Source organism: Bacillus sp. AR4-2 (assembly GCF_008274865.1).
Classification (GTDB): domain Bacteria; phylum Bacillota; class Bacilli; order Bacillales; family Bacillaceae_G; genus Bacillus_A; species Bacillus_A cereus.
In genome coordinates this window covers 3499744-3512122 of sequence record NZ_CP031062.1, presented here as the reverse complement: position 1 = coordinate 3512122, position 12379 = coordinate 3499744, and the positions used below count along the sequence as shown (strand labels likewise).

The following is a 12379-nucleotide window of genomic DNA, read 5'->3' as shown; positions in this document are numbered from 1 at the left end:
AGATGATTAATCACGAACTCGTTGAACGCATTAACTTCTTAGCGAAAAAAGCAAAAGCTGAAGGTTTAACTGAAGAAGAGCAACGTGAGCGTCAATCGCTACGTGAACAATATTTAAAAGGATTTCGTCAAAATATGTTAAACGAACTTAAAGGTATTAAAGTTGTTAACGAAGAAGGTACAGATGTTACACCGACGAAATTAAAAGCTTTAAAAAAGCAAGATAATGCAAGATTAAATTAAAAGATGGGCGAAGCCCATCTTTTTTATATGTAAAAATCGTTATTTAATAACTTTCCAGTTGTTATTAACTGTTGCTTCTATCGTTTTATGTTCCAATATATAATTAGCGATAAGTTCAGACATATCTGTGGGGATATCTTTTACTACCGGTTTGTTTTGAAACATAAAGAAATTTCCCCCGCCACTTGCACGATAATTATTCATTACAACGTCATATTCTTCATTCATATTAAGAGGAGCACTGTTATGCTGTAAAGATTCTACTCTTTCACCAATTGGTTTTGAAATGTTTAATACGTATGAAATCCCTTCCCACATATCATAATTATAATGTTGTGGCTTTGGTTCTATGTAGGTAGGACTTACGGTGATGGATCCATCTGTTTTTAATGTGAAATAAGAAGCAGAGAGTTCAAGAGCATTTTTTATGTCCGCTCCAGTTAGTCTAATTACTTTTAATGTGTTCGGATAAATATAATTAGAAACGATGTCACGCATTGTTACATGTTCCGGGAAACCTGGAGATGTATTATGGAACAAACTTGTACAAGAAATTGATACATTAGCTATATCCATCTGTATTTTATTTATGAATTCGATAAAAGGATGATCATGCAAACGAGTTTGCATAGCATCTGAAATTTGCATATCCCCCTGAATGATTCCAATAGGTTGATCAAGCCACTTTTGTGTTTTCTCTTCGTAATCGGCTACCAATGAAAGTACATCTTGGTCAGCCTCAACTCCTTGTACAGATAATAATTCAGAAGAACTCTCTTTTTTAACCCATTTATGTTTTGTTTTTTCGAATGTTATTTTTACTTTTCCAACTGAGTTTCCATTACATCCGGTCTGTAAAATTGTTACACCGTTAGCCATTGTGTGAGCAATTTCCCGGTGCTGGTGGCCTGTTAATAAAATATCTATGTCTTCAATTTCATGGCACATTGCATATCCTTGGTTTTCTCCTGTTAAAACTTCAGTCGGTACCCCGGTTTGTAAATCTCGTTCAACTCCCCCGTGATACGCTACGACTAGTAAATCTGGTTTCTCATGTTTGCGAATGTAAGAAACCCACTTTTTCGTTGTTTCTAATGCATCTTCAAATTGTAAGTCTTTAATGTGATGGGGTTGTTCCCAATTGGTAATGTAGTGCGTTGTCACCCCTAAAATAGCAATTTTTATATTGGATTCAATCTGTTTGATTATATAAGGTTTTCCGAAATAAGGCTTCTTTATGTTTTTATCTAAAATGTTTGCTGATAGGTACGGGAAGTTCGCAGTAGTCACAGCATTATTTAATATATCCATCCCGTAATTAAACTCATGATTGCCGATAATTGCAGCGTCATACTGTAAGTAATTCGCTAATAAGGACATTGGGTTTTTTTTGTTTTTTTCGTATGTAACATAATGATAAGTAAATGGTGTTCCTTGAATAAAGTCGCCATTATCAATTAAAAGAACGTTTGTATTTTGGGAACGTTCTTTTTTTATAAGAGTAGAAATTTTAGCTAAACCAAGTTCTGCTGGGGAGTTATCTTGGTAGTGAATAGGATAAACAGTGCCATGTATATCGCTTGTTAATAAGATGTTTAAAGTTACAGTTTGATTTTGTTCCAATATGACTCACCTTTTCTATTGTTATCTTCCAATTCATCATATCAAATATGTGAAGAGAATTTTAATGTGAGTGTATAGAATGTGTAAAGATTCTGTAAATAATCAATTATTTGTAAAAATATGTGATATATTTCTTCATGTTTATGAAAGGTTATTTTATAACAATGAAAAATGGAGGCATTAATATGTTGAAAAAAGTTTTTGCAATGAGCACAACAGTTGTACTAGCAGCGGGATTATTAAGTGGCTGTGGAACGAAGGAATCAAGTGCAAGTAAAAATGAAGATACGAAAAAAGGGTATGTACCGAAGACTTTAAATGTTCAATTTGTTCCTTCTCAAAATGCAGATACGTTAGAGGCGAAGGCAAAACCGCTTGAGAAGCTATTAAGTGATAAGTTAAATATTCCAGTAAAAGTTAGTATTTCAACGAACTACAATACAATTGTAGAAGCGATGGCATCTAAACAAGTAGATGTAGGATTTTTACCGCCAACAGCGTACGTATTAGCACATGAAAAGAAGGCTGCAAATGTAATTTTACAAGCACAACGTTTTGGAGTAGAGGATGAAACAGGAGCTCCTACAAAAGATTTAGTAGATTATTATAAATCTGAGTTTGTTGTTAAAAAAGACTCTAATATAAATAGTGTAAAAGATTTAAAAGGTAAAAAGATTGGTTATCAAGATGTAACATCATCAGCAGGGTATGTATGGCCTGCAGCTGTTCTATTAAAAGAGGGAATTGATCCGTTAAAAGATGTGAAACCTGTTACATTAAAAGGTCACGATCAGTCGCTTATTGCTCTTTTAAATGGTGACGTAGATGCAGCTGTTGTATTCCAAGATGCTCGTAATATTGTAAAAAAAGATTATCCGAATATATTCGAGCAAACGAAAATAGTGAAATTTACGGAGAAAATTCCAAACGATACGATTTCGGTACGTTCTGATTTAGATGAAGAGTGGAGCAAGAAATTACAGGATGCTTTCATTGAAATTGGAAAAAATGAGGAAGGTCACAAAATCATTAAAGAAGTATATTCACATGAAGGATATGTTAAATCTGATGATAGTAAATTTGACATCGTTCGTGAATATGGGAAGAAAGTAAAAACGCAATAATACATATGGAAATGGCAGCTAGCTGAAAGGGAATGTTTTCAGTTAGTTTGCCGTTTTGAATACATAGAAGGTAGGTAAGATGTGTGATAGAATTTCGAAATGTCTCCAAAGTGTATCCAAATGGTACAAAAGGATTGAATAATATAAACTTGAAAATTCAAAAAGGTGAGTTTGTTGTAATGGTAGGGCTGTCCGGAGCTGGAAAGTCTACACTTCTAAAATCGGTAAATCGTCTTCATGAGATTACAGAAGGCGAAATCATGATTGAATGTGAGTCTATTACTGCTGCAAAAGGAAAAGATTTACGACGTATGCGCCGGGATATTGGTATGATCTTTCAAAGTTTTAACCTTGTAAAGCGATCAACAGTATTGAAGAATGTATTAGCTGGCCGTGTTGGATATCATTCGACATTGCGTACAACGTTAGGTTTGTTTCCGAAAGAGGATGTGGAGCTCGCATTTCAAGCGTTAAAAAGAGTGAATATTTTAGAAAAAGCATATGCACGTGCTGATGAATTATCAGGAGGACAACAACAACGTGTATCGATAGCTAGAGCATTGGCGCAAGAAGCAAAAATCATATTGGCAGATGAACCTGTTGCGTCGTTAGATCCGCTAACAACAAAGCAAGTATTAGATGATTTAAAGAAAATTAATGAAGATTTTGGAATTACAACAATTGTAAACTTACATTCTATTGCTTTAGCTAGGCAATATGCGACGCGTATTATTGGATTACATGCAGGCGAAATTGTTTTTGATGGTTTAGTAGAAGCAGCAACGGATGAAAAGTTTGCTGAAATTTATGGTGACGTAGCACAGAAAAGTGAATTGTTAGAGGTGGCAGCTAAATGAATGATGTGACGATATATTCGAAGTCGATACCGAAGCCGCCGAGTAAGTTAAAACATATGTTAACGTTTATTCTATTCATTTTACTGTTGTGGGGAAGTAGTATACAGGTCGACGCATCATTTTCAAAGCTAGTAGTTGGTTTTCCTAATATAATGGATTTGTTAAAAGAAATGGTGCCGCCAGATTGGAGTTATTTTCAAGTTATTACAACAGCAATGTTAGATACAATACGTATGGCGATTATTGGGACGACTTTAGGAGCGATTTTAGCTATTCCACTTGCACTGTTTGCGGCAAGTAATGTGTTTACTAGTACATTTTTATACAGTCCAGCTCGATTGATTTTAAATTTTATTCGAACGATACCAGATTTATTATTAGCGGCAATTTTCGTAGCTATTTTTGGAATAGGACCACTTCCGGGTATTTTAGCTCTTACTTTTTTCTCAATTGGGCTCGTGGCGAAATTGTTGTATGAATCAATTGAATCAATTGACCCTGGCCCACTAGAAGCGATGACAGCTGTAGGGGCTAATAAGGTGCAATGGATTGTTTATGGAGTCATTCCACAAGTAAAAGCACACTTTGTTTCCTATGTACTATATACATTTGAGGTGAATGTACGGGCAGCGGCTGTCCTAGGTTTAGTAGGAGCAGGTGGTATTGGACTATATTATGATCGTACACTTGGATTTTTACAATATCAACAAACTGCATCTATTATCATCTATACTCTTGTTGTTGTATTGGTAATTGATTATGTAAGTACATTGTTGCGGGAGAAATTATAATGAGTAAAACGACGATAATCGTACCAAAACCGAAGAAACCGAGTGTGTATCGCTCGTTTATTTTTATAGCACTTACATTTGTTTATATATGGGCTTTTTCAGGAGTACCGCTAGAGGGAATAAAGGAAACGGCGGGAGAAATTACAAAAGCAATTATGACAGGGATATTGAGTCCAGACTGGTCGTATGTATCTTTGCCAGATGGTGAAGATTTATTACATGGATTAATTGATACGTTGGCAATTGCGATATTAGGTACATTTATTTCTGCATTTTTATCTGTTCCGTTTGCCTTTTGGGCGGCAACGAATATGAGTAGTGGAAAATTAACTTCAGGATCTGGGAAAATTGTACTTAGTTTTGTTCGTACGTTTCCTGAATTAGTTATGGCTCTTTTATTTATAAAAGCTGTTGGTCCAGGCTCTTTTGCAGGAGTATTAGCCTTAGGATTGCATTCTATTGGAATGTTAGGAAAACTATATTCAGAAGGAATTGAAAACATAGATAAAGGACCGACGGAAGCGTTACTAGCAACAGGAGCAAATCGTTTTCAAATACTTTGGTATGCGGTGTTACCGCAAGTGTTACCAGATTTTCTAGCGTATACGTTATACAGATTTGAAATTAATGTACGATCCGCTGCAATTTTAGGGGTTATTGGAGCAGGAGGGATTGGTACACCTTTAATTTTTGCGCTGAGTTCACGGAATTGGTCTCGTGTTGGTATTATTTTATTAGGTATTATTTTAATGGTAATTATAATTGATTTGATTTCAAGCTCGATTCGGAAACGGATTGTTTAACTTATTTGAAAAGCATCGAAGTTAGATGCTTTTTTATGTTTTTAAAAACTTATTTAAAAAAGTAAGTATAGAAGGAATTTGTATAAATATACAGATAATTCCCTTTCTTTTTAAAATAAAAATAATGAAAAAGTATGTCATATTGAATGCCCATACATTCCCGGAAACATTGATTTTTTTATAAAAAATCAAAAAAATATCAACATATTTGTCGATACATGTTGTATAATCTTGCGTGGGAAGCTATCATATAAATGTATAAAACGTTTACTAATATAAGCGAAGGGAAGAATAGCATGTCACATTCAATCGAACAACTTTCTATCAACACGATTCGCACATTATCCATCGATGCGATTGAAAAAGCAAACTCTGGTCACCCAGGAATGCCAATGGGTGCAGCACCAATGGCTTATACATTATGGACTCAATTTATGAAACACAATCCAAATAACCCAACGTGGTTTAACCGTGATCGTTTCGTATTATCTGCAGGTCATGGTTCAATGTTATTATACAGTCTACTTCACCTATCTGGTTATGATGTAACAATGGATGACTTAAAGAACTTCCGTCAATGGGGAAGCAAAACTCCAGGACATCCTGAGTACGGTCATACAGCTGGTGTAGATGCAACGACTGGTCCACTTGGACAAGGTATTGCAACTGCTGTAGGTATGGCAATGGCTGAAAGACATTTAGCTGCTAAATATAACCGTGATGCGTATAATGTAGTAGATCATTATACATACGCTATTTGTGGTGATGGAGATTTAATGGAGGGCGTTTCTGCTGAAGCATCTTCATTAGCTGCTCATTTACAATTAGGTCGTCTTGTTGTGCTTTACGATTCAAACGATATTTCATTAGATGGCGATTTAAATCGTTCATTCTCTGAAAGTGTAGAAGATCGTTACAAAGCATACGGATGGCAAGTAATCCGTGTTGAGGATGGAAACGATATTGAAGCAATCGCGAAAGCAATTGAAGAAGCGAAAGCTGACGAAAAACGCCCAACGCTAATTGAAGTAAGAACGACAATTGGTTTCGGTTCTCCAAACAAATCAGGAAAATCAGCTTCACATGGTTCTCCACTTGGTGTAGAAGAAACAAAATTAACGAAAGAAGCATATGCTTGGACTGCTGAGCAAGACTTCCACGTAGCAGAAGAAGTATATGACAACTTCCGTAAAACAGTACAAGATGTTGGTGAAACTGCGCAAGCTGAGTGGAACACGATGCTAGGTGAATATGCACAAGCATACCCAGAATTAGCAAACGAATTCCAAGCAGCAATGAACGGTCAACTTCCAGAAGGTTGGGAGCAAAACTTACCGACTTATGAATTAGGATCAAAAGCAGCAACTCGTAATTCTTCTGGTGCTGTAATTAATGCAATTGCAGAGTCTGTACCATCATTCTTCGGTGGATCTGCTGACCTTGCTGGTTCTAACAAAACATACATGAATAACGAAAAAGACTTTACAAGAGATGATTACAGCGGTAAAAACATTTGGTACGGTGTACGTGAGTTCGCAATGGGTGCAGCAATGAACGGTATTGCACTACATGGTGGTTTAAAAACTTACGGTGGTACGTTCTTCGTATTCTCTGATTACTTACGTCCAGCAATTCGCCTTGCAGCATTAATGCAATTGCCAGTAACGTATGTATTCACACATGACAGTATCGCTGTTGGTGAAGATGGTCCAACACATGAACCAATCGAGCAATTAGCAGCGCTTCGTGCAATGCCAAACGTTTCTGTTATTCGTCCTGCTGATGGTAACGAATCTGTTGCAGCTTGGAGACTAGCTTTAGAATCTACAAACAAACCAACTGCTTTAGTATTAACTCGTCAAGACCTTCCAACATTAGAAGGTGCAAAAGATGATACGTATGAAAAAGTAGCAAAAGGTGCATATGTAGTTTCTGCAAGCAAGAAAGAAACGGCTGATGTAATCTTACTTGCAACTGGATCTGAAGTAAGCCTAGCTGTTGAAGCTCAAAAAGCATTAGCAGTAGACGGCGTTGACGCAGCTGTTGTCAGCATGCCATCTATGGATCGCTTCGAAGCTCAAACTGCAGAGTACAAAGAATCTGTATTACCAAAAGCAGTAACAAAACGTTTCGCAATCGAAATGGGTGCTACATTCGGATGGCACCGTTACGTAGGTCTTGAAGGAGATGTGTTAGGTATCGATACATTCGGTGCTTCTGCTCCTGGTGAGAAGATTATGGAAGAGTATGGATTTACTGTAGAGAACGTTGTTCGTAAAGTAAAAGAAATGCTTTAATGATTTCAGAAAAATCTCTCCGGCATGGAGAGGTTTTTCTATGTAAATGAGTTTTTTCGACAGAAAAAGTTTTTTATCTCTCCGCAGTCAGACAATCATTGCAAATTTTCTTATATATAATGAAGAGAAAAGGTTGTCCAGATTGGGAGTGGAAAAATGAAAACGTATGAATTGTATTTAATTCAAGAGGATATTGCGAAAGCTTATTTTGGTCGTGAATATTTGTTTTTTGATTTATTTGCTCGATTTTCAGAATCTGGGTCCCTTTCGGAGAAAAAAGTGTTATATAAGCAAATGATGTATATAACGATGCCATTGCAAGTAATGAAAATTCATCATAAATTAGAACAAGCTTTGCGCGTTCTTGGTAAATATGATAGAACACATCATACACATACACTTTATACGGGAGCGGAGTACGGCGAAATAATGGTGAAACCGCACTATATTCGTATGAATACCTCTGGAAATGTCTCTATGGAAACGACGTTCTTTGAGGTGTTAAGAAAGTGTGAATTAACATTTTTAGCTATGGATTATGAAAATACAAAGTACGGATGGCTGAATCCTCTAAAACAAGTACGAACATATGTGTAAAAAATGTCGAATTGTATCTTGTCTTATTGAAAAGGTTTTAGTACACTGTAAGGTAGACAACATGAAGGAGGAAAATATATGCCAATTTGGTTAGGTATTCTAGTGGGCGTAGTAGCACTAGTAGCAGGCGTGGCGTTAGGATTTTTCATTGCCCGCAAATACATGATGAATTACTTACAAAAAAATCCACCAATTAACGAACAAATGTTAAAAATGATGATGATGCAAATGGGACAAAAACCTTCCCAAAAGAAAATCAATCAAATGATGAGCGCAATGAACAAGCAACAAATGAAATAAGCGCTAAAAGACACTCGCTAAGAGTGTCTTTCTTTTTGTTAGTTATAGTTTTTAAAACTTTTAAAAATTCTGTATTTTTGGTAAACTGAAAACATCGCTCATTTTAAGGGAGGAGGAAAAAAATGAAAGTGTTTATGAATTTAGCGTGGTTTTTTAAACAAGAAAAACGAGCGTACATAACTGGAATTATTTTATTGTTTGGCGTTGCACTTTTAGAACTTGTAGCACCAAAAGTAATTGGAATCGTTGTAGATGAAATTAATGATGGAACATTGACGACCGATAAGTTACTAAAATGGGTTGTACTATTAGTAATTGTAGGTATTACGATGTACATATTACGTTACATATGGCGTATTATGATTTTCGGGTCTTCATTAAAATTAGCTCGCCAATTACGAAAAAATTTGTATGAACATTTTACAAAGATGAGTCCATCTTTCTATCAGTCAAATCGAACAGGTGATTTAATGGCACATGCGACCAATGATATTCAAGCGATCCAGCAAACTGCTGGAGCAGGTGTTTTGACGCTTGTTGACTCATTAGCTGTCGGAGGATGTGTACTCGTAGCGATGGGTTTTACAATTAGTTGGAAGTTAACATTATTAAGTTTAATTCCAATGCCGATTGTAGCTATTTCGACAAATTATTATGGAACTTTATTACATAAAAGGTTTCATAAAGCACAGCAATCGTTTTCGGAAATCAATGATAAAGTGCAAGAGAGTATGAGTGGAATGAAAGTGATTCGCTCGCTTGGACAAGAGAAAGAAGATTTACAGGCGTTTCGAAGAAAATCAGAAGATGTTGTACATAAAAATGTGTTAGTTGCACGTATTGATTCGTTATTTGATCCGACAATCTCTCTTATCGTTGGATTTTCTTTTTTAATCGCAGTATGTTACGGATCGGTATTAGTTGTAAGAGGTGAATTAACAGTAGGTGATCTCGTTACATTTACGACATATTTAGGTACCCTCGTTTGGCCAATGTTAGCGTTTGGATGGTTATTCAATATTATGGAGCGTGGGCGTGCTTCATATGACCGTGTAGAAAAAATTCTTTCACAAAAATCAGATGTAGTAAATAGCGAAAATGCTGTACATACAATAGCGAGCGGTAATGTTTCGTTTGCCGTTGATTCATTTTCGTATAAGAAAAATGAATTGTTACATTTAAACGATATTCACTTTGATTTGAAGAAGGGTGAAACGCTAGGAGTTGTAGGACGTACAGGCGCAGGGAAAACGACTTTATTAAAATGTTTAATCCGTGAGTATGATCATTTTAATGGTGAATTAAAAATTGGGGAGCGAGATATTCGAGATATGACACTTCATGGTGTCCGTTCTGCCATTTCATACGTGCCGCAAGATCATTTTTTATTTTCAGCAAGTGTTGGTGAGAATATTGCCTTTGGAAAGGCGGATGCTACATATAATGAAATTACCCAAGCTGCAGAGATTGCTTGTATTCATAATGACATCCTCCAATTTTCAGAAGGATATGAAACAGTAGTAGGGGAAAGAGGTGTTTCGTTATCTGGTGGTCAAAAACAGCGAATCTCTATTGCTCGTGCTTTATTAACAAATGCTGAAATTTTAATTTTGGATGATTGTTTATCAGCGGTAGATGCAAAAACAGAAGAGACGATTTTAAGTGCCTTAAAGAGGGAGAGAGCAGGGAAAACGACGATTATTACTGCACACCGATTAAGTGCAATTCAGCATGCCAATCTTATTCTTGTTGTTGATGAAGGTAGAATTGTACAAAGAGGTACACATGAGGAATTAATGAAGGAAAACGGCTGGTATAAGGAAATGTATGAAAGCCAGCAATTAGAAGCTTTAGTCGAGAAAGGAGGCGTATGATGGTAGAGAAGAAGCGAAGTGATTTAAGTAGATTGCTTTCCTATATGAAGCCATATAAAGGGTTACTATCTTTAGCATTTATCTTTTTAGTTGGTGCGACAGTAACGGAAATGATGGGTCCTTTTTTAATTAAACAATTCCTCGATGAACATCTAGTACCGCGGGATTTTGAACGATCAGCGCTCGTTACTTTATTTGTAATTTACATAGTTGCTCATTTATTAAAAGTACTATTTACGTATTTAAATCTATTGTACTTTCAGAACATTGCTTTTAAGATTGTTCAAGATATGCGAGTTGAAGTATATGAACATGTTCAAAAGCTGTCATTAAGTTTCTTTGATCGTACGCCGATTGGTACACTTGTATCGCGTATAACAAATGATACGGAAGCGATTAAAGATTTTTATGTCAGTGTATTATCAACATTTGTAAAAAATGTAGTCTTTTTAGTAGGTATTTTAGTAGCGATGTTTTTATTAGATGTAAAATTAGCGCTATTTTCTCTCGTATTAATTCCGATAATGTTTGCGATTATGGTATTATATCGCCGGAAAAGTGCAGCTTTTTATTTAGAAGTACGTAATCAACTAAGCGTGTTAAATGCAAAGTTGAACGAGTCCATACAAGGAATGAATATTGTTCAAGTGTTCAGACAAGAAAAACGTATGAGAAAAGAGTTTGAAGAAGTGAATAATAAACATTATAGTGCAGGGCGACGTACTTTGAAGTTAGACGCATTACTTTTACGACCAGCTACGGATTTAGTACATATTGTAGCTATTGCGTTAGTACTAGGTTTATTTGGGATTGATGCTTTAAAGAGCCCTGTTGAAGTAGGAGTTTTATATGCTTTTGTTAACTATATACATCGTTTCTTCCAACCTGTAAATGAGATGATGATGAAATTGTCCTTCTTCCAACAGGCACTTGTTTCGTCATCACGTGTATTTCATTTAATGGACGAGAAAGATTTAGCACCGGTTCAAAAAGGCAATGAGAATCCTCAAATCGTGGATGGAGATATTGAATTTAAAAATGTTACTTTTTCATATGATGGAAAGCGTGACGTTTTAAAAAATGTATCATTTCACGTGAAACAAGGGCAAACGGTTGCTTTTGTTGGGCATACTGGTAGCGGAAAAAGTACGATTATGAATTTGTTAATGCGATTTTATAATATTAAGTCAGGAAATATTGTAATAGACGGTGTAGATTTAGAAAAATTTGAAGAACGAGAAATTAGAAAGAAAATAGGACTCGTATTGCAAGATGCATTTTTATTTGCTGGAAATGTAAAGCAAAATATTCGTATGTATAATGAAGAAATTACGGATGAAGAAGTAAAAGAAGCTGCTCGATTTGTGCAAGCGAATACGTTTATTGAAAAGTTACCAAAACAGTATGAAACAGAAGTAGTAGAAAGAGGTGCAGCATTTTCAAGCGGTCAACGACAATTAATTGCTTTTGCTAGAACGATAGCAACGAATCCGAAAGTATTAGTATTAGATGAAGCAACAGCTAATATCGATACAGAAACAGAAGAGGCTATTCAAACAGCGTTGCAACAAATGCGAAAAGGTAGAACGACGATAGCCATTGCGCATAGGTTATCTACAATTCAAGATGCGGATCAAATTTTTGTGATGCATGATGGAGAGATAGTAGAGAGAGGGACACATCAAGAATTATTAAGTGAGCAAGGTTTGTATTATAATATGTATTTGCTACAAAATAAAGTGAGTTTGCAAAAGGCCTTGTAATACAAGGTCTTTTTTATTTTGTATACAAAATATGTTTACTCTTTGTTTCTATAGCATAAATGTCGTGTCCTCTTATGAAACTTGTACATATTGTATGTATACGAAGTA

At 35.6% G+C, this 12379-nt stretch carries 11 protein-coding genes; 10 read left to right on the top strand and 1 reads right to left on the bottom strand.

All coding sequences use genetic code 11. The annotated features are described in order from the left end of the window. The first annotated feature begins 2 nt into the window (after positions 1–2). Complete coding sequence (locus tag DN399_RS18045; RefSeq protein ID WP_000607016.1) at positions 3–242, top strand: DUF896 domain-containing protein; 240 nt, start codon at positions 3–5, stop codon at positions 240–242. Positions 243–281: 39 nt separating this feature from the next. Here DN399_RS18045 and DN399_RS18040 read toward each other — a convergent pair whose 3' ends face one another. Beyond that, positions 282–1865 (bottom strand): bifunctional metallophosphatase/5'-nucleotidase, encoded by a 1584-nt coding sequence (locus DN399_RS18040; RefSeq protein ID WP_006920043.1) that lies wholly within the window; start codon positions 1863–1865, stop codon positions 282–284. A 185-nt stretch (positions 1866–2050) separates the two neighbouring features. On the opposite strand from DN399_RS18040, the gene DN399_RS18035 reads away from it, so the two are divergent. The 9 genes from DN399_RS18035 (at position 2051) to DN399_RS17995 (ending at position 12271) form a co-directional block, all read left to right on the top strand. Beyond that, on the top strand, positions 2051–2989 hold the full coding sequence (locus DN399_RS18035; protein ID WP_000915065.1) for a phosphate/phosphite/phosphonate ABC transporter substrate-binding protein: 939 nt from the start codon (positions 2051–2053) through the stop codon (positions 2987–2989). Positions 2990–3072: 83 nt separating this feature from the next. Continuing rightward, the gene (phnC, locus tag DN399_RS18030) at positions 3073–3846 is read left to right on the top strand and encodes a phosphonate ABC transporter ATP-binding protein (protein WP_000569244.1); all 774 of its coding nucleotides are present in this window, start codon (positions 3073–3075) and stop codon (positions 3844–3846) included. Further along, complete coding sequence (gene phnE / locus DN399_RS18025) at positions 3843–4637, top strand: phosphonate ABC transporter, permease protein PhnE (RefSeq protein ID WP_001000763.1); 795 nt, start codon at positions 3843–3845, stop codon at positions 4635–4637. The genes phnC and phnE (DN399_RS18025) overlap by 4 nt, the downstream gene beginning before the upstream one ends. Beyond that, entirely contained in the window at positions 4637–5440 is an 804-nt protein-coding gene (gene phnE / locus DN399_RS18020; RefSeq protein ID WP_149149877.1) for a phosphonate ABC transporter, permease protein PhnE, read from the top strand. Before phnE (DN399_RS18025) ends, phnE (DN399_RS18020) begins: the two co-directional genes overlap by 1 nt. Positions 5441–5736: 296 nt before the next feature. Beyond that, the gene (gene tkt / locus DN399_RS18015) at positions 5737–7737 is read left to right on the top strand and encodes a transketolase (RefSeq protein ID WP_000019766.1); all 2001 of its coding nucleotides are present in this window, start codon (positions 5737–5739) and stop codon (positions 7735–7737) included. Between the two features lie 156 nt (positions 7738–7893). Next, positions 7894–8334: a sporulation inhibitor of replication protein SirA gene (sirA, locus tag DN399_RS18010; protein ID WP_000860645.1), complete on the top strand. Its 441-nt coding sequence runs from the start codon at positions 7894–7896 to the stop codon at positions 8332–8334. Positions 8335–8412: 78 nt separating this feature from the next. After that, the gene (locus DN399_RS18005) at positions 8413–8634 is read left to right on the top strand and encodes a YneF family protein (RefSeq protein WP_001123317.1); all 222 of its coding nucleotides are present in this window, start codon (positions 8413–8415) and stop codon (positions 8632–8634) included. A gap of 122 nt (positions 8635–8756) precedes the next feature. After that, complete coding sequence (locus tag DN399_RS18000) at positions 8757–10508, top strand: ABC transporter ATP-binding protein (RefSeq protein ID WP_149149876.1); 1752 nt, start codon at positions 8757–8759, stop codon at positions 10506–10508. After that, a complete protein-coding gene (locus DN399_RS17995) occupies positions 10508–12271 on the top strand; it encodes an ABC transporter ATP-binding protein (RefSeq protein WP_000229520.1) in 1764 nt (587 codons plus the stop codon). The genes DN399_RS18000 and DN399_RS17995 overlap by 1 nt, the downstream gene beginning before the upstream one ends. Positions 12272–12379 lie beyond the last annotated feature (108 nt).

Excerpts from the sequence above, each read along its gene's own strand:
- phnE (WP_001000763.1), top strand. The coding sequence starts at position 3,843 with ATGAATGATGTGACGATATATTCGAAGTCGATACCGAAGCCGCCGAGT.
- DN399_RS17995 (WP_000229520.1), top strand. The coding sequence starts at position 10,508 with ATGGTAGAGAAGAAGCGAAGTGATTTAAGTAGATTGCTTTCCTATATG.
- DN399_RS18005 (WP_001123317.1), top strand. The coding sequence starts at position 8,413 with ATGCCAATTTGGTTAGGTATTCTAGTGGGCGTAGTAGCACTAGTAGCA.
- DN399_RS18035 (WP_000915065.1), top strand. The coding sequence starts at position 2,051 with ATGTTGAAAAAAGTTTTTGCAATGAGCACAACAGTTGTACTAGCAGCG.
- phnE (WP_149149877.1), top strand. The coding sequence starts at position 4,637 with ATGAGTAAAACGACGATAATCGTACCAAAACCGAAGAAACCGAGTGTG.
- sirA (WP_000860645.1), top strand. The coding sequence starts at position 7,894 with ATGAAAACGTATGAATTGTATTTAATTCAAGAGGATATTGCGAAAGCT.
- tkt (WP_000019766.1), top strand. The coding sequence starts at position 5,737 with ATGTCACATTCAATCGAACAACTTTCTATCAACACGATTCGCACATTA.
- DN399_RS18000 (WP_149149876.1), top strand. The coding sequence starts at position 8,757 with ATGAAAGTGTTTATGAATTTAGCGTGGTTTTTTAAACAAGAAAAACGA.
- DN399_RS18045 (WP_000607016.1), top strand. The coding sequence starts at position 3 with ATGATTAATCACGAACTCGTTGAACGCATTAACTTCTTAGCGAAAAAA.